At 36.3% G+C, this 17,541-nt stretch carries 20 protein-coding genes and 1 riboswitch; of the genes, 5 read left to right on the top strand and 15 right to left on the bottom strand.

Annotation, left to right across the window (positions count from 1 at the left end):
- Positions 1-63: 63 nt before the first annotated feature.
- Entirely contained in the window at positions 64-264 is a 201-nt protein-coding gene (locus DBX25_RS08435; protein WP_108670343.1) for an aspartyl-phosphate phosphatase Spo0E family protein, read from the bottom strand.
- Positions 265-490: 226 nt separating this feature from the next.
- Here DBX25_RS08435 and DBX25_RS08440 point away from each other — a divergent pair, with 226 nt between their 5' ends.
- Positions 491-1,390, top strand: coding sequence for a LysR family transcriptional regulator (locus tag DBX25_RS08440; protein WP_108670344.1), 900 nt, complete (start codon positions 491-493; stop codon positions 1,388-1,390).
- A gap of 26 nt (positions 1,391-1,416) precedes the next feature.
- Here the strand turns inward: DBX25_RS08440 and DBX25_RS08445 are convergent, their stop codons facing one another.
- From DBX25_RS08445 to DBX25_RS08480, 8 genes are all read right to left on the bottom strand, one after another.
- On the bottom strand, positions 1,417-1,824 hold the full coding sequence (locus DBX25_RS08445; protein ID WP_205685195.1) for a nuclear transport factor 2 family protein: 408 nt from the start codon (positions 1,822-1,824) through the stop codon (positions 1,417-1,419).
- A gap of 20 nt (positions 1,825-1,844) precedes the next feature.
- The gene (locus DBX25_RS08450; RefSeq protein ID WP_108670345.1) at positions 1,845-2,363 is read right to left on the bottom strand and encodes a GNAT family N-acetyltransferase; all 519 of its coding nucleotides are present in this window, start codon (positions 2,361-2,363) and stop codon (positions 1,845-1,847) included.
- A 131-nt stretch (positions 2,364-2,494) separates the two neighbouring features.
- Positions 2,495-3,334 carry a pentapeptide repeat-containing protein gene (locus DBX25_RS08455; protein ID WP_108670346.1) on the bottom strand — a complete coding sequence of 280 codons (840 nt, stop codon included), beginning with the start codon at positions 3,332-3,334 and terminating at the stop codon, positions 2,495-2,497.
- 52 nt (positions 3,335-3,386) lie between these two features.
- Positions 3,387-4,655, bottom strand: a complete 1,269-nt coding sequence (locus DBX25_RS08460) for an MFS transporter (RefSeq protein ID WP_108670347.1) — start codon at positions 4,653-4,655, stop codon at positions 3,387-3,389.
- 191 nt (positions 4,656-4,846) lie between these two features.
- Complete coding sequence (locus tag DBX25_RS08465; RefSeq protein ID WP_108670348.1) at positions 4,847-5,731, bottom strand: aminoglycoside 6-adenylyltransferase; 885 nt, start codon at positions 5,729-5,731, stop codon at positions 4,847-4,849.
- A 400-nt stretch (positions 5,732-6,131) separates the two neighbouring features.
- Complete coding sequence (locus DBX25_RS08470) at positions 6,132-6,992, bottom strand: GNAT family N-acetyltransferase (protein ID WP_108670349.1); 861 nt, start codon at positions 6,990-6,992, stop codon at positions 6,132-6,134.
- 12 nt (positions 6,993-7,004) lie between these two features.
- A complete protein-coding gene (locus DBX25_RS08475) occupies positions 7,005-7,823 on the bottom strand; it encodes an SMI1/KNR4 family protein (protein WP_157950923.1) in 819 nt (272 codons plus the stop codon).
- A 338-nt stretch (positions 7,824-8,161) separates the two neighbouring features.
- Positions 8,162-8,611, bottom strand: a complete 450-nt coding sequence (locus DBX25_RS08480; RefSeq protein ID WP_108670351.1) for a class I tRNA ligase family protein — start codon at positions 8,609-8,611, stop codon at positions 8,162-8,164.
- 197 nt (positions 8,612-8,808) lie between these two features.
- Here DBX25_RS08480 and DBX25_RS08485 point away from each other — a divergent pair, with 197 nt between their 5' ends.
- Positions 8,809-9,498, top strand: a complete 690-nt coding sequence (locus DBX25_RS08485; protein ID WP_108670352.1) for an AAA family ATPase — start codon at positions 8,809-8,811, stop codon at positions 9,496-9,498.
- A 110-nt stretch (positions 9,499-9,608) separates the two neighbouring features.
- On the opposite strand, the gene hemG is transcribed toward DBX25_RS08485, so the two are convergent.
- The 6 genes from hemG to DBX25_RS08515 form a co-directional block, all read right to left on the bottom strand.
- The gene (hemG, locus tag DBX25_RS08490) at positions 9,609-10,994 is read right to left on the bottom strand and encodes a protoporphyrinogen oxidase (protein ID WP_108670353.1); all 1,386 of its coding nucleotides are present in this window, start codon (positions 10,992-10,994) and stop codon (positions 9,609-9,611) included.
- Positions 10,995-11,217: 223 nt separating this feature from the next.
- Positions 11,218-11,583 carry a hypothetical protein gene (locus DBX25_RS20910; RefSeq protein WP_205685193.1) on the bottom strand — a complete coding sequence of 122 codons (366 nt, stop codon included), beginning with the start codon at positions 11,581-11,583 and terminating at the stop codon, positions 11,218-11,220.
- Between the two features lie 477 nt (positions 11,584-12,060).
- The gene (locus DBX25_RS08500; RefSeq protein WP_108670354.1) at positions 12,061-12,624 is read right to left on the bottom strand and encodes a GNAT family N-acetyltransferase; all 564 of its coding nucleotides are present in this window, start codon (positions 12,622-12,624) and stop codon (positions 12,061-12,063) included.
- 4 nt (positions 12,625-12,628) lie between these two features.
- Complete coding sequence (locus DBX25_RS08505; RefSeq protein ID WP_108670355.1) at positions 12,629-13,474, bottom strand: GNAT family N-acetyltransferase; 846 nt, start codon at positions 13,472-13,474, stop codon at positions 12,629-12,631.
- A 199-nt stretch (positions 13,475-13,673) separates the two neighbouring features.
- Positions 13,674-14,357: a hypothetical protein gene (locus tag DBX25_RS08510; RefSeq protein ID WP_108670356.1), complete on the bottom strand. Its 684-nt coding sequence runs from the start codon at positions 14,355-14,357 to the stop codon at positions 13,674-13,676.
- A gap of 242 nt (positions 14,358-14,599) precedes the next feature.
- Positions 14,600-15,991, bottom strand: a complete 1,392-nt coding sequence (locus tag DBX25_RS08515) for an alkaline phosphatase family protein (protein WP_108670357.1) — start codon at positions 15,989-15,991, stop codon at positions 14,600-14,602.
- 221 nt (positions 15,992-16,212) lie between these two features.
- Here DBX25_RS08515 and DBX25_RS08520 point away from each other — a divergent pair, with 221 nt between their 5' ends.
- The 3 genes from DBX25_RS08520 to DBX25_RS08525 all read left to right on the top strand — a co-directional run bounded on the left by DBX25_RS08520 (position 16,213) and on the right by DBX25_RS08525 (position 17,420).
- Positions 16,213-16,470: a methyl-accepting chemotaxis protein gene (locus tag DBX25_RS08520; RefSeq protein ID WP_108670358.1), complete on the top strand. Its 258-nt coding sequence runs from the start codon at positions 16,213-16,215 to the stop codon at positions 16,468-16,470.
- A gap of 179 nt (positions 16,471-16,649) precedes the next feature.
- Positions 16,650-16,796 carry a hypothetical protein gene (locus DBX25_RS20565; protein ID WP_157950924.1) on the top strand — a complete coding sequence of 49 codons (147 nt, stop codon included), beginning with the start codon at positions 16,650-16,652 and terminating at the stop codon, positions 16,794-16,796.
- Positions 16,797-16,851: 55 nt separating this feature from the next.
- Positions 16,852-16,993: riboswitch (cyclic di-AMP (ydaO/yuaA leader) on the top strand.
- Positions 16,994-17,225: 232 nt separating this feature from the next.
- Positions 17,226-17,420 carry a hypothetical protein gene (locus tag DBX25_RS08525; protein ID WP_108670359.1) on the top strand — a complete coding sequence of 65 codons (195 nt, stop codon included), beginning with the start codon at positions 17,226-17,228 and terminating at the stop codon, positions 17,418-17,420.
- The last annotated feature ends 121 nt before the right edge of the window (positions 17,421-17,541 follow it).

Raw genomic sequence — 17,541 nt, forward strand, 5'->3', positions numbered from 1 at the left:
AAGACTTTCGAAAAGAGGGTGTCCCAAAAGGTATAAACTTTTGGGACACCCTCTTTTATTGATTCAATTTTGATTCATTAAAACTCGTGAGGTTACTCTTTTGTAGATTTGTTTTTTTTTTTGATAAACGTTAAGTAGCCAATCAAGTTCTTGACTGATTTGAAGAGTCTTTGGGTGAATCATTCCATTTTCAGATATAGATTTGTACATTTCTTCTCTCTTCTTTTCAATTTCTACACTCAATGAATCATCTTTCACCTTCATATTTATATCACCATTGCTTTTCTTATTATTCAAACAGGATAAAGGAAGCGGCTTTGAAGAATAATATCCTTTACCAAATACTCCTATTTCAAATAAACTCACCATTCATTCATAGTGGTTATGGACTTTTTAATTTTATGGCGTTTTACTATTTTTGTAAATTTTATATTTTTGAACATGCATTAAGTTTTACTTAATAGAACTCTTGAATGTATTGAGGTAAAAAATGAACATTGAACAGATGAAATACATGGTAGAAGTAGCAAAAGAGAGGTCCATTACCAAAGCAGCAGCTAAATTGCATATCTCCCCTTCTGCAGTTAGCCAGGCTATTGCTCAATTAGAATCCGAAATGGGATTGGTCATATTCAATCGTTCTAAGAAAGGGATGCATCCGACAAATGAAGGAAATATGATCATTTCTAAATCGTATGAGATCTTACATAAAATACAAGAATTACAAGAGGAAATTGACCAGAATAAAAAAGGAAAAGATAAAGTACTGAGAGTAGCATGTGCCCCTGCCATGACCTATATTGTTTATGATGCATTCCTTTCATTCACAAAGACCTTCAGCGATGTAAAGGTCATGATAGAAGAACTTGATCAAGATAAAATTCTTGAAGCCATGAAAATTGGTAGCATCGATCTTGCTATTTCTCCTTTTTCTAAGAGCGAATTGGAGGAGGCAACCTATGAGTATGGCATTGGCTTCGAATTGATTTATAAGGGCTTTATTTGTGTATGCGTGAACAGCCAGTCCAAACTAGCTAGCTTACAAAGCATCTCTCCTGAAGATTTAAAGAATGAAAAAGTAGTGATTTACAACTCCAATCGTGGAAAAATGTTTAACGAAAGACATTTGCCGAACAAAGATATCTTTGTTAGTTCCAACAATATTGAAGTTCTTCGGACAGCCATTTTACATAGTCATGCCTTTACTCTCATTTTTAATTTTACTTTTAAAAATAATCCTGATGTCAAAAATGGGAGTTTAACAATCATTCCATATAAAAATCCTGATATCACCTACCAGGATTTTTGGATGTTATATTCATTAACTAAAGGATTATCAACCCTTGCAAAGGAATTTCAAAAAAGAGTCATACAGTTGTTAGAAGAATAGAATTAGTTAATTTATAATGCCTTTTACTAGAACACTCCATTCTCGTTAGGGGAGTCTTCTGGTATTGGCTGTCCAACATCCCATAATTCAACGATTTGATGATCTTGGAAGCGGAAGATATGGACAACTGCCCCTCCTAGGTCTTCAGGATTTTGTCTCACATGGGAGTGCACTGCAACCGTATCACCTTCTTCAATAGCACGTTTAACCTCAAGTATCTTATGAGGGTTTTGGGCTGCACTTTCTTCCATCGCAACCATAAGTGATTCTGCATCACCACGAAAATAAGCGTTGTGGTGACGGAAGTCAGGGCTTATGAAACTTTTATATGCCTCGCGCACCTTCCCCGATGCAACGAGCTGTAGAAATGATACTGCTTTCTCTTTCTTAGAGAGAGTTACTTTTACCTGCTGTCCATTATGCATCTCCATCATCCCTTCAAGTAAAATACTATCTACAATTCTATCCAATACCTTTTGACAATATTTCCATCTTCTTCAATATAGTCATTATCTGGAATGCCACCGTTATCTAAGATGGTTTTTTCTGAACCAATATTTCCTTTGTCACAAACAACAAGAGCTTTTTGAATTCCTAATTCCTTTGCTTTTTCTAAAGATAGCGCCAGTAATTTTGTGGCAAAGCCATTTCTTCTTTCAGAAGGACGGATTCCGTAGCCAATATGCCCACCGCTGTTAAATAATCCTTCAGTTAATTGATGTCGGATATTAACTGCACCAATTACCTTCTTCTCTTCATTTATTAACCAATACGTGGAGTCTGGTACCCAATGATCTGGGAGGTTTTTCCCTTCTTCAGCATCTAGTAAAGATTGGATCATTTCTTGGAAATCTGAAGGGTCCTTACTTATTACCCAAGGGACCATTACCTCGCCACAATCTTTCCATTCCTGATAAAAAGATAGATATTCAGACTCTAAATCAACTGTTGGTTTTGATAAATATACATTCATTAATGGATTCACCTTCTATCATACTTTTAAAGTATTATTCTATTTTTGAACAAAAATCTCCTTACAGAATAAAGCTAATAAAGCTGATAAACTTTTGATTAGTTGTAGAATGATAAAAAATATTTCAAACCCTACTTCAACCAATGCTTAGGAATTGTTAAATTGGGTGGCAACTTTGTTTGTATATCTCCATTAGTTGAATTAACCTGGGCTTGAGTAAGAAAAATACTTCCAGCTAAATTGGCGCCACTCAAATCAGCATCTCTCAAATCTGCACCAAGTAGGTCTGTCTCTCTTAAATCAGCATTCCTCAAGTCCGAAGCAATGAGTAATGAACCTCTTAAATTCTCACCTCTAAGGTTGGCTCCTATTAATTTAGCACCTATTAGGTCACTTCCCTTTGGAACTTTACTTTGTTTTTTATCCTTCTTTACTTTGCCACGGACTAGTTCACTAGTTTTCGAAAGTAATTCGCTAACCTTGGCTCTATGTAGAGGAACACTAAGCTTAAGTATTTCCTTTGGATTTTCGAAGGTTAGGTTTTCAGTTTCTTCCAGTGCCCTTTTCAATTCTTTATGAATCGGCTGAGCCTCATTCAGGCTTAGTGCTTCCGTTAAATAACGAAGCATTTCATGGAGCTGCTGCATAATTGGAAAAACATTAAACATTTCCTTTGCGATTTCTGGATGCTCACGCCAATCCAATCCTTGGTAAGTGATTTGTGAGACCTTTTGTCCAGCCCCATAGCATTCGTAAACGGTACAACCTTTAAAACCTTTACTTCTTAAATCCTTGTGGATACTACAGCGATAATCCGATAGCAGGTTCCTACAAGGTGCCCCTCCATCCTTGTCAAATGCAAAATCAGCTGACTTAGCATATGGTAGGGCTACACAACATAAACCAAAACAATTTTCACAATCCACAGAAATGTTATGGAAAGGATCACGATATTTCAATTGTTGAGTCAATTCTTACACTTCCTTTAGATGCCTTAAATCTATTAATTACAAAGAGTTGATGCTATACATTCATTGATTCCTTACTTACTACAGTTGCTTCTTTCTTGATGACAATCACAAATAAGCTTGCTATTAAACATGTAATGCCAGCTAGGAAAAATGCCCAAGTATATGAATTAAATATCTTAAATATTACTCCTCCCCCAAAGGCGGCGACCGCAGCACCTGCTTGATGGGAGGCAAAAATCCAGCCATAGACAATTCCACTATTTTTCACACCAAAGACTTGTCTTGATATCCCAATGGTTGGTGGGACTGTAGCAATCCAATCTAATCCATAGAATACAGCAAAAATTACTAGTAAAATAAAAGATCCTTCACCTAATGCATAAGGAAGCAACATTAGAGCTGCGCCTCTTAAACCATAGTACCAAAATAATAACCATCGATTATCAAATCGATCGGATAACCAACCGGAAAGGGTTGTTCCTACCAAATCAAAGATACCCATAAACGACAACAGAGATGCGGCAGTAACGATAGGAATTCCAAAACTTATGCAATAAGAAACAAAATGAGTTCCAATTAGTCCAGATGTTGAAAGTCCGCAAATAAAAAAGCTACCAGCTAATAGCCAGAATTCCTTTACTTTTACAGCTTCGACTAATACCGTAAAGGCAATAACTATAGGGTTCTTCTTCTCATCCTCTTTACTTTCTGTCATTTCCTCTTCCATTCCATAAGGAAGTACACCGACGTCTTTAGGTTGATTTTTCATAAAAAATAAAATGATGAACAGCATAATAGCACTTAATAACATGATTAACCCAATTGCCCAGCGCCATGAGTAATCATCTATAATTATCGCTAAAACAGGAAGCAGGATTAACTGGCCAGTGGCAGTACTCGCTGTAAGTATTCCTACGGCGAGCCCTCTCTTTTTGTGAAACCAGCGATTCGCCACATATGGACTTAATACCGTTAAAAATAGTCCTGAACCTAATCCGATGATAATCCCCCAAATGATGGTTAATTGCCATGAACTTTGCATCACAAAAGTAAGTAACGTTCCTGTCAACAAAGTAGCCATGGATATCACCATTATCTTCTTTAAACCAAACACTTCGATTAATGCAGCCATAAACGGTCCTGATATACCATACAAAAACAAACCAACAGCAAAAGCTAATGAAATAACTGAACGATCCCAACCAAATTCACTCTCAAAAGGCTCTATAAAAATACCAGATGATGACCTGACAATTCCTGCTACAATAATGGAAAAGAATGCTACGAATAATATTACCCAGCTATAATGTATACGTTTCAATCAGTTCACCCCCAATGGTATACCCATTATAATTGGAAGAAGTAAGATAGAAGAATTTATACCAAGGACTAAGCCACCTAAAAAAGCAAAGATTTCATGGTTAACTCACTCCACTCTATGCAAACCAACTATCATTAATCCCGCTAATGATTCTGTTAAAAAGTACAGAACCTTTCTACAACGTACTCTTGTTACTTAAAGACTTTGTCAGCATCCTTTGGCAGTGTTCTGACTTTATTCAAGAATTCCGTCATATTCGTCGCATCTTCTATCGGATAGGAAAATGAAAGCTCTTCAGCTGTTTCGATTGCGAGAACTTGGAACAGTTGGCACGCAATAAAAATAGAATCCCAAAAGTTTTCGTAGTCCGAATTAGAATATGTACCGGCATACAAGCTCCAATAGGGTTCAGGTAGATATTTTTGAAAATTCTTCCCCATTTTACCAGTTGAAATCTGAAAATCGTAGCGAATCCCAACCCACCAAGATACTATCTCATCCAAATGTCCTCTTATTACCTGTTCAAACATTTGCTTGGCATATGGCAATTCATCACGCCATATACCTTTTCCCACATTCTGCAAGCACCACCAGAAATCATTGCAACAGCTCATAAACTGGGCTTCAGATGGTTTTTTTATCCAATAACTCTCATCCGAAGGGAATGAAATAGCTGGAAGTATATGGTCCTTATCAAGTAATGGAACAGTCAATGAATCCTTTAAGTATCCTTCTAGCATTACTTCTTTTGTTTCAAGGCTAAGATCGATACGATTTCCATCATTAAAAAGCATCAAATAAGCATAGGATCTGTCAAAGTTCATCTTCATCCCAACAAGACTGTCATTTTTTTCAGGTTCCTGAATCATAAGTAAATCACCAAAAACTTTAATCCACTTATCGTCATTAATAAATGAGGCTGTTTCTGTCACCACATATACAATATCGTAGTCTTGAAAAATATCCTTTTGGGCATTCGAATTCGTTCTAGAGCCATTCATATAAACGGCTCGTATCCGCTCATCCCTTTGGGCAAACCCGACTATTAGATCATACATTTCTTTCTCTGTCCGCATCCATGTACCTCCATATACATCCAGGGCTACGTTATTTAAATTACCAACCACTTTAAAAAATAGTAGAAAGGATTAAATAGTGCAAAAGTTTGTCAAATAATCGGTATATTGAAATTTCCGATTATATTTTGGCTGATTTGAATGTATTTTGGTCGTTTCGATTATATTTTTCCTAGTTCGATTTTATTTCTATCCGTTTCTCTAAATCACCTAATACTTTACCAATATCAGGTTATATTTCAGGCTTCAAATGATAAAAATAATAGATTAACTTGAGTAGAACCTTTAAAATTTCTTATTTTGATACATTTTTGAACAAAAAACTCCAACACCATTATCATTAGTAGAACTAACAAAAAAATAATTGAGCTCTACTGAGCCTAGCACTTATAACAATTATTCATGTTTGACTGATTTTAGGGAATCGGGCCAAAGCTGGAAAAGTTTTATTGTCGGACCTAATCATCCAATTGCTTGAATCATCCTTAGAAGTCGAAAGGTTCTGTATTGGCGTATCTGGTGTAAAATAACAAATCACCTTCTTTACCTGCTTTGGGGTAATCTCATGGATCAACTCTTCTAAATTTATTTTATTTGGAGAAAGAATATCATAGAGATGCAGTTCCTCTCCTTCGATTTGGAAGATGGTATACAGATCCGGGCGAGGCTGATGGATGAGCTCATTAAAACCGGCAGTATAGTAGAACATGAGAACATGTTCATCCCCAATCGCAGAAAGAACGTTAGAGAGTGGTTGTGATTGTTTTTTCATGTCCAGTAAAACTTCAGGCTCAACTTTTATCGGAACCAATGCTTTATCTAATAAAGGTTCATCACATATTTCAATCATAAACTTATTTTCTTCATTTCTTATAAAGCCACATTTTTCATAGAGTGGTACCGCTTCCTCATTCGCTGCTAGAAAATAAAAATCATAGATTTGATCATAATCCTCAAACACTTTTTCCATTAGCTTATAAGCTAACCCTTTTCGTCTGTGTTCAGGGGCCGTCATGACAGTACCAATCTGGATAGCTTTCTGCCTCTCTCCATTCATGATGAGCTCCATCGTATTAAGTGAGACATTTGCTATTACCTTTTCATCCTGAATGAAACTGTAGCAAATATAATTCTCATTCCAAAATCCTGCTTGGTACCATTTTTCAAAATCAATCCCAAACGTTTCCTTGGCAAGTTCGTTGAAAGATAGTCGATATTTTTCGTGATGCTTATATTCTTTAATAAACTGGTATGTAGTCATGTTACCTCCGTTTTATTTAGACAGTCTTCTTTTATAATTATCCAAGCTAAATAAAGCCATATCCCTAACATCTCTATTCTTTTTATCTTTTAATTCATTCAAAATCTCTAAAAGATAATCGTCTTCCAAAATCCCTTTATTGTCTCCATCGGCACAGCAACTTAGAAAGAGTAGCAAATAAAACTGAACTTTCGCATGAGGGTGATCCCGCATTTTTTCCACTATGTATCTTATTAACTCGTTATTTGTTGAGAGAATTTCCGTAAATAATCTGTCTATTTCTTTAGGCTTTCCATTTGATGTTACATTGTCGATTTTAGTGTAATAATCCTTAATTTGTTGTCCTGACAATGACGAATCATAATCGATGTCCTTTTCTTCAATTTCTTCCACCAAACCATTCACAAACCCTTCAAAATCCTTTGCTAATTCTATTTCCTGCAATTGATCAACATCTAAAAAAATGACTGATGGATTCTTTTTTCGTCGATAATCTAGACAAATAAACATCGGAGGTTCAGCTGAAATTATTATTAATTTCTTACTTCGAATTCCCCACTCTTTCCTTAAATAATCGTTCTCTATTAAACCAGTATCATCTCCAATCCCAAATAAAAAATCTACATAAACTGAATTGTTTGCCCAACTATTTAGAGTATTGGTAGGGAAGTATTTCTTTTTCAAAGTAAATCCATTCCTCATGCTCAACAAGTTCACATAGGATGCCGGTAAAACGAGATTTAATTCTTTTTGAAATTTAATTAATTTCTCTACATTTAATGTTCCACAATCATATTCATCGATTTCTTCTTCCCATAAATCTGCCTTCAAACCTATTCCCCCTTTTAGTGTAATTTTTTACCGCTACTACTTTAGGTTTTGAAAACTTGGCTAGCACCCAAGCCTAAGCATAGTCGATTGCCTATTTATACACATAGTTTATTCCTAAAATCAGCCACTACGTCGACTTACTTCAATGCTGCCAATCTATACATTCTGGTGATAGTACATAAAAATAGCTGCCATCATGACAGCTTTAAATCTGCATTGTTACTTATTAAGAATCATATTTACTACAACTTCCAATTTCTTTTCTATAGATTCTACTTTCTTTTTATATACTCCTTCTTCAACTATATTTCACTGACTTTAGAAAAAGTTCACCCAATCTAATTCCCTTGGTCATTCAACCTTTCAATCTCAATATCAATGCTACTCACATCGATTCTTTCAAATAGAGGATGAACTTTTTGCAAGGTGGTTTCATATACTTCAATTGGTCTCCAGCTAATCGAGGTTACACCAACCATTTCAATCACTTTTTGACTGGAGAAAGGCAGGAAAGGATGTAATAATCTGGCAAAATTAAGAATTGAATATACACATGTTGCCAATGTATCCTCACATTCATTCGGCGCTTCCTTTATTTGAATCCAAGGTTGGCGTGAATCGAAGTATTTATTGGCTTTTCTGATGGCATCAAACACCGTTCCAATCGCACGCTTAAGATGTGCCTTTTCAATGTAAGAACCAGTTGTGACATAAAGCTGATTTACATCAGTTCTGATACTCTCATATATTCTCCCTTTTGGAACATGGCCTCCATAGGATTTCTCAATGAATTATAATATTCTATTCACAAAATTCCCGTAAGCACCTAACATTTCAATAAAAATTTATACGATCATATATACAAATGATACTTCACAATCATGGTAAAATAAGATTGAAGATTACACTAAAGGGTGCTGATTAAGCTTTGCTGAATTCCCATTATTTACGCAGTATTAGTTTAAAAAAAGAAGATATACCGTCAATGAGAAAATATCCTTTTAACATTCCTAGTCTAAAGAATCTAGAAATGCTTACCTTTAATCCTAAAGTCACGTACATCATCGGTGAGAATGGGATGGGAAAGTCGACATTGCTGGAGGCTATAGCTGTTGCCCTAGGGTTTAATCCAGAGGGTGGTACCTTTAATTTCAATTTTTCAACGTTTGATTCCCATTCTGAGTTGGCAAATTATTTAAGGGTCGCTAAAGGCGTGATTCGGCCAAATGATGGCTTCTTCCTACGTGCAGAAAGCTTTTACAATATCGCAACTAATATAGAAGAAATGGATCAGGGTGGGGGAGGTCCTAAAGTGATTGACTCTTTCGGTGGGCAGTCTTTACATGAACAATCCCATGGAGAGGCATTCTTTTCTACTTTTCTTCACCGTTTTAGAGGTAACGGCATTTACATCTTAGATGAGCCTGAAGCTGCTCTTTCTCCACTTCGCCAAATGTCAATGCTCACTAGGATTCATGATTTAGTGGACGAAAACTCACAGTTTATCATCGCCACCCATTCGCCGATTATCATGGCATACCCGAATTCCACCATCTTTGAATTGAGTGATGATGGGATACAAGAACGAAAACTCGAGGAAACCCATCATTTTCGAATTATGAAACAGTTTTTCGATGATCCAAAAAGGACTGTCTATCATCTTTTGAAGGATTGAAGATCGTTTTTATTCTATGGAAAAAAGGAGCAATTTGGTTGCTCCTTTTTGCATGCTATGACCATCTACATTAATAACTTCTGTCTATGGTATAGTTAAAAATGTTTCTCTTATAGTATCTCAATTATTTTCTTCGCAGTGCTTGTACCGTTTTCAATGCAGTCTGGAATACCCACTCCATAATAGGAACAGCCCGCCAGCCAGATACCTGGGTATTCTTCTGATAACCTGTTTTCTATTCCTGCAACTGTTTGTGGATGAGAAATCAAATAGTTTGGCATGCTCTCTTCCCAATTGGTTACCTCGCTCGCAATTGGTTTTGCTTTTATGCCTAGGCTTTTTTGGATATCATTCAACGCCGCTTCAAGCAGTTCCTCCTGATTCATTTTCTTTAATAAGGTATATGCAGGATGGCTGCTCTTATAAAATAGTCTTACTAGTAGGTTACCATTTTCTGAGGTATGCTCCCATTTCCGACTTGTCCAAGTGCATGCATTACAAGACAATTCAACCGTATTTGCAGTTATGAAGCCCGTCCCATCTGCAGGAAGCTCGCCATCTGGAATATCAAACGCTACATAGATGGAGATTAATGAGCTGTTCTTCAGTTTGGCAAATTCATTTTGTAGTTCAGAATCCTCCAGCATACGTTCAGCCGCGTTATGTGGAATGCTTAGGACGACATGGTCAGCTTCTAGAATCTCTCCATTTGAAAAAGTAACTTGGTATTTACCAGCCTCTTTTTTGATGGTTTCTACCTTTGTATTCGTCAAGATCTCTGTGTCCTTTAAATGTTGTTCATAGGCATCGATCAATCCTCCAAGCCCATGTTTGAAAGAGAAGAATTTTTTCTCACCGTTACTTTGCCAAATCTTCGAGTTTTCTTCGAATCCTTTAATGATACTGCCGTACTTTACCTTGTAATCAAACACCTGTGGAAGAGTTTTTCCAATGGTTAAATCCCTTAGTTCCCCCGAATAGACTCCAGATAGGACAGGTGCAATTTGCTTTTCTACCAATTCTTTACCGAAAAAATGCTCCAAAAATTCACCGATGGAATCATTTTTCGTAAATCCCTCATTTTTCGTATAAAAATCCTTCAAGGCTTCAACCTTACCTTCAGCTGAAACGAGTGTACTTTTCGCCAATGATTCTACACTTCCTGGAATTCCGAAAACTGAACCCTCTGGAATGAGCTTCAATTCTCCTTCACTGTATATGAAGGATTTTCCGGCCGCATTATATACCACATCGTCTTCTAGTCCGAGATCTTTAATAAAATCCATTCCAATCCCTTTACGCGTCACGATGGAGTCTGCACCGGCTTCCATCACAAAACTACCTTTCCTAACCGTACGGATTTTTCCACCTAACTGATGAGAAGCTTCCGCAAGAACCAATCTAATATCCGATTGTTGCTCCTTTTTCCATCTATTCAATTCATACATTGCAGCTAGGCCTGTGACTCCGCCGCCTATGACTAATACTGTTTTCATCCTCGGCACCTCTTTCGCTACTCTAATACCTACAGATTAGCACAATTTAGACTAAAGAAAGAAAACTTGGGGAAATTTCATGATTTGTTCACGAAATGTATAAAAAAATGTCAGTTTTCCCATCTGGACAACGTCCGTTCAAGGAACCTGACATTAAATGATTTTTTTGAAGAAAAATGGTTGGAGTACTAACACTGGAGTATATTTAGAGGGACTAATTCAATTAAAGTTGAAGTCTTGCTTTTAATATCGCGAGCTCTCTTTCATTCTTTGCGGCCTTTTCCCAAATATGGTTTTGATCCGCTCTCATATCTGTAAGCGTTTCTTTCACATCAGCAAATTGCTGCCTTGTTTCAGCTTTAAATTCTATCAATTCCGATTTTAATTCGCCTAATTCTTGCCTTGTTTCACCCTTAAATTCTGCCATTTCTGCCTTGAATTCTGTCAATTCTGCGTTGAATTCTGTCATTTCAGCCTTAAATTCTGTCATTTCTGCTTTGAATTCTGTCAATTCATTTCTTAAACTACCAACCATAGAAATCAAATTGGTTAGCATCTCTTCCATTCGATTTTGTCGTTTTTCATCCATTTTTTTCATCTCCTTCATTTTACTATTATATATCATCCTTCGGACAAATTAAAAATTCTAATCTTATGGTCCTATTGGATGTAGGGGAAGGGATTAGTTTGTCGAATAATCGTTATTTTTGAATTTTCACGTGTATTTTGGCCGTTTCGATTTTATTTTTTTCGGTTTCGACTGTATTTTTCTAGTCTTGATTTTAAATCATTTAGTTTTTGAAAAATTTGACACCAATCTAAAAAACTAATAAAAAACATAAAGATATAAAAGCTTAAAATAGAAATTTCAATTTAAAAGAGTCCTAATTGATCATATTCAATCAAAAAATTGATGTTAATCCTCTATTTTGTCTGAAAAAATTTCACTCTTATGCTTCAATCGATTAGTGCAATGCTAGATTCCTTTTCAATAGAAAAGAGCTGCATATTGACAGCCCTTAATCTGTTTAGTTGAAAAAGTCAATCACCCGTCGATTTTCAGCTTTTAATCAGATGATACAGTCTCCGCTGCTTCCTGCAAGTACTCTTCCTTCAATAATCCATAATGCGCAAGGTCATGGAATTCCCCAAATCGAACGACATGTTGCTTTAATGTTCCTTCATACTTCAAACCAATTTTCTCCATAATCTTCCATGATCCCGGATTATTTGTAAAGGACTGGGCAAAGACCTTATTCAATCCTAATTCCTCAAAACCATACTTCATAACCACCTTGGCCGCTTCCGTTCCATAGCCTTGACCCCAGTAGCTCTTTCCAACCCAATACGCTAATTCACCACGTTGATACACGAGCGATAAGTTCATGTTAATGATGCCAATTAGATCGTTAGTTCCTTTATCAACAATAGCAAAAATCGCTAACTTACCGTCCTTTTCCATTTCCAACACACTAGTGATAAAGTGCATCGCTGAACCTTTAGGATATGGATATGGAATCGTTAAAGTCGTTTTTGCAACATCATAATCACTTGCCAGTTCTTCTACTCTCTCTGAATCTATTGTAGTTAGAGGTCTTAATAGTAGTCTTTCTGTTTCTAATGTTTTCAAAAGGTTACCTCTCCTCCAGTGCAAAATTTAACTCCTCAAAAGGCAAATAAAACACCTTATAATTTGGAAGTTGCTCAAAGCCAAGTTTATTTGCAATAACAATGGAATCCTTCCTAAAATGTTCAGTCGTCCAATGCGGAGTACCGCCTAAACAAAGACATTTGGATATAAATGCAGTGGCCATTGAGGTTGCAATTCCTTTTCCACGATGTTCAGTACTGTATGTATTAATACCGATTTCATATTCATTTTCACTTACAAAAACGGACAGACATGTGCCGATTACTTCTTGATTTTTAATAACACAATAGCCTATACCTTTTACTAAAAAGTCATCGAGAGTTTCCCAAAATTTCAAGATTTCATGGGTGATGACTCCCTGATAGTCCAATCTCTTTTCAAATAAAGTACGGTTGATTTCAAGTAAATCATAACCTGGTATTCCCATCGAAGCCTCTACAAAATTCTCTTTTTTAAAAATGAACGGGACCCTTTCCCCTATGTTTAGTTTCCCATTAAACATTTCAATTACTTTTTTGAACCATTCAGAGGAAGGGAAAACCTCAAGATTCAAGTCTGTTTCCCCTATTTGAAGAGCTTCTGGTTTAATCGTTTCTATTATGAATCCTTCAAGCATTCCATTGAACTCTTGATCCTCTGCGTTACCAATTAAATAATACATTTCATTATTCGCCCAAATAAACGTCGTCGTAGGGGTTTCAGAATGATTGACGAAAACCCTGCCTCGATTATTTCCAGCAATTACTCCATTTATTACGGGATGATCTTCAAGTCCTACTAGTAACGGTTCAACCAAATTATGTTGTTCCAGCTGTAATTCAATAATCATATCAATTATCCTCTTTATCTATTTTTCTACTTTTTAGTATAATCCGAATTGGAATAAAGTAGAATTATTTCCCTTTTATTCCACTAAGAAACGGAATAAAGGAGGCAGAATCATTCAAGGGGAAATAGAAGAGCGATCGAAAGTGTGGGGCTAAAAAGCTATTAATTTTTGAGGTTATATTAAAAAGCTTGGAGACTAACTACTCCAAGCTTTTTGAATTCAGTACTATAGATATTTTTTCAGCACTTTGAAGTACTTTATTATTACCATCCAACACATCACTAGTTTGTATGGTAATTGTTTTTAATTTCTTAGCGTCCCCTTTTTCCATGATAAAGCCTAGGCTCCCCCTTTTATGACCTTTACCATTCAGTTCACCGTGTAATTCTTCTAAGTAAATATCTTGATTCCAATCCACTTTAAGTCCAGTATTTGTTTCTAACAAAGCAACCGGGGCGAACTTGACCCGTTGATCATGTTTGTTTTTGATTTCCACGCTAAGTTTGATAAAATCAAACTCCTCATCATGGGTTTGTGCGTGGAAAAAGTCAATCATGCTATAATCCGGGCGGTAATGTAGCACTTTGATTTCCTTGATATAGTAATCGACGGTCCCAATTTTAAAATGCTGATCAACCTTCTTGAATTCTTTTAGAGTGATTTCACCTTTACGGTCTATATGTGATTGACCTGGTTTTTCCAGCCCTGCATCACTTGTAACTTGAGGACTCTCATAATAGTCATAGAGTACGTGCGGTTTTGGACCGGAATGAGCTGCTGTTTTTTTAGATGTATCTTGTTTTACTTCTGTATTTGACGCAGCATTAACTGAACAACCAGCCAAAATACTAGAGATTAGAATCATAATCAGAGCATTTTTCAAAGGATATCCCTCCGTGTAGGTTATTTCAAGCAAAAAAATTAAGCATTAAAGGTCAGCAAGTGTCAAAACTTTCACTTATTACCAAACTATGAACTTGTTTTACCGAAACGTTTGGTTTTATTACCAAATTAGCCCATTATTTTACCGAAATTACAAACTTTATTACCAAACGACCAGCCCAGAGCAAAGTCTTCCATAAAAAAACCTTCCCGTTGCTCAATTAAAACAACGGGAATCTATCATTATTTATCGTTGATGACCGTTTTCTTCTTCGAACGTTTCTCTAAGATGTCAAAGATGATTTTAGCATTGTCTGTATTGTTAATATGTCCAGCAAATCTAGAGCTTTGCGGTCCGTATGCATAGACGTTTACATCCTCACCTGTGTGCCCACCGGTCGTCCAGCCTGTAAATGAACGAGTGTCAAAAATTTGTTCAATCGCGTTATCGATGTCTAATAATTTCTTGCTTTCAGCAGCCTTTTGAACGGATTGAATTTCTTCAGGCTTTAAATCTAAAGTAATATATTTCTTCAACGTTTCTTCAACATCAGCACCGTTTACGATTTCTTGAGCCATGAAGTCTGGAGTACGTTTAGCCGCTTTAATCGGCTCACTAAACCAGTTGTATTCACCTTTTGCACCGATGGAATATCCACCTGTAGAGTGGTCAGCAGTTGCTACGACCAACGTGTGCTTATCTTTTTTAGCAAACTCAATCGCCGCTTTGAATGCTCTCTCAAAGTCTTCCATTTCACTCATAGCACCGACGATATCATTGTCATGGCCTGCCCAATCGACCTGGCTACCTTCAACCATTAAGAAAAATCCGTCTTTATCTGTCTTCAATCGGTCGATAGCCGATACTGTCATTTGCTCTAATGAAGGTAAATCAGACGTACGGTCGATCATTTTCGGCATTCCGCCTTTTGCAAATAACCCTAGTACTTTACCATTCTTATCTTTCTTCAAATCATTCAAGTTGGTGACATAGCTATAGCCAGCTTTTTGGAATTCTTTAGTTAAGTCACGGTCCTTACGAATGAATAAATCTGTACCTCCACCAAGAAGAACATCTACCTTGTGTTTACCATTTACTTTTTCATCGAAGTAATCATCCGCGATGGCATTCATGTTTTTTCTACTTACATCATGTGCCCCAAAAGATGCAGGAGTAGCATGTGTGATTTCAGATGTTGCCACTAGGCCAGTTGATTTCCCTTGCTCCTTTGCCGCTTCCAATACAGTTTTTACGGGTGATTGATCATTATCCACAGCTATCGCTGAATTATACGTTTTAATACCTGCTGACATAGCTGTACCAGCTGAAGCAGAGTCTGTAATGTTTTGATGCTCATCTTCAGCGTAAGTCATTTGCTGACCTACTAAATACTGATCCAATACAGAGCGTTCTACTTCTTTTGTTTGAGGATTATCTTTCATCATTCTATGGGCAGAAGTATAGGAAACTCCCATACCATCACCAATTAAAAAGATTACGTTTTTGATTTCTGAAGATGCCGGTGATACTGTTTTTGCCTCTGCTTTCGGTAAAGCTCCCGCAAGCGCTCCTATAGCAAGTGAAGATACAACCGCAAATGGAACTATTTTTTTACTAAAAGTTTTCTTGAACATTCTCAAACCTCCAAAAATAGTTTTTTCTTACGGTTCCTAAGTATAGAGGCAGATTGTAAAAAGACTATCAATCTACTATAAAGAAACTGTTAATTTAAATTACGAATGTTAAGAAACATAGGTCTTTTGGTATGAATTTTAATACTCCGTTTCCCTTTAATCTGTAATAATCACTATAGAATAGTGCTTTATGGAAGAAATTAGGACTGCCTTCATGAGATTTGAAGAATCATCCAGCGAATAAAGTTGGTGACATATCGTTAAGCTTGTATGACCTCCATACGTTAAATGGCCAAATCGTGGAAGCCACTCACCATGTACAAAGAATTCACATGATTAGCGTTTCTTTCTCCATAGAAGTAAGTGCAGGAACCGAAAGAAATCTGTCTTCCATTGAAGTGGTTTCAATCAGTGCACAAGATTTATCCAAATTGGCTGAAGACCTCCAAAAACTGGTTTCGAGATTTAAGTTAAGCTAATTTATTAATGTGTAAGCGACTTCCTGACACTTTTTTCATAATATGGGCATCCTACTAAGGAAAACCTTATAAGGGGGCAACAAGATGAACCATCTTAACAAAAGCGCTGGAGCATTCAACGGGAAGGTAAATATGAGGAATACTCAAAAGAAAATAAGTTTGTCTTAAACGAAAACGACATGAATCAAATCATGGTTCAAATATTATTTACATGGTGCAAGATTGAATGTAAACCGATGCTCGCCGAAAGAGTTGAATTAGATGCGGATAACAAAATCATTACTGTGAAAAGTATTCCTGAACCAGATTATGGTTTTGAAGAATAATCTTTTTTTGGGGGTTTACAAAAGATATGGGAAGGGAGTAGAATGAAATCCATAAATAAAATATCGGCCTAATCTCAAGTCAATTGAGAACGGAGGAACCATTTTATTGGGGTTAATTCTGCACTTGTAGAAGGGATGAGAAACTCTTTCGCCATCCTACCCGTCAGCTAACTTCGTCGGCTAAAGCGAAGGAGGTTTTAAGACCACCTTAACTAGGCGGCTTTTTGTGCTTTTTGGGCAAAATGAGCAACCGAATATGGAACGAGGTCTTTTTATTATGCAATTTTTTAGATTAAAAATGGAAATGGAATGCAGCTAGGTGGAGGAAACGTATAAAACAAGCAAATCACTGTAACTTATTTATTGAATCGACATAACTTATTATTATTCTGGTATAAAGTGACACAATTACATGACTAAGGTGAAAATATGGGGAATACAAATAATAGATATCTAGTTCAAGCAACAGGGAAAAATGGAGAAACATTTTTAACACATTGTAAGGATAAACAATCTCTGGATAAATGGATTGAAGATCATGAAGAAAGTCTGGTAATGGATGAATTAAAGATTGTAGATCGAAATAGACATCCTCTTTTACGATTCTTTTCATTTAAAAAGTAACATACAGGCATCATTCACCTTGGAATGATGCCTTTTATGATTAAGTCCATATAATTGTGTAAAAAGAAAAGAGTCATTTTACTCCTTCTTGGCTACAATGTTTTCAACGACGATAAACAAT

This window comes from Peribacillus acanthi (assembly GCF_003073175.1).
Classification (GTDB): domain Bacteria; phylum Bacillota; class Bacilli; order Bacillales; family DSM-1321; genus Bacillus_BN; species Bacillus_BN acanthi.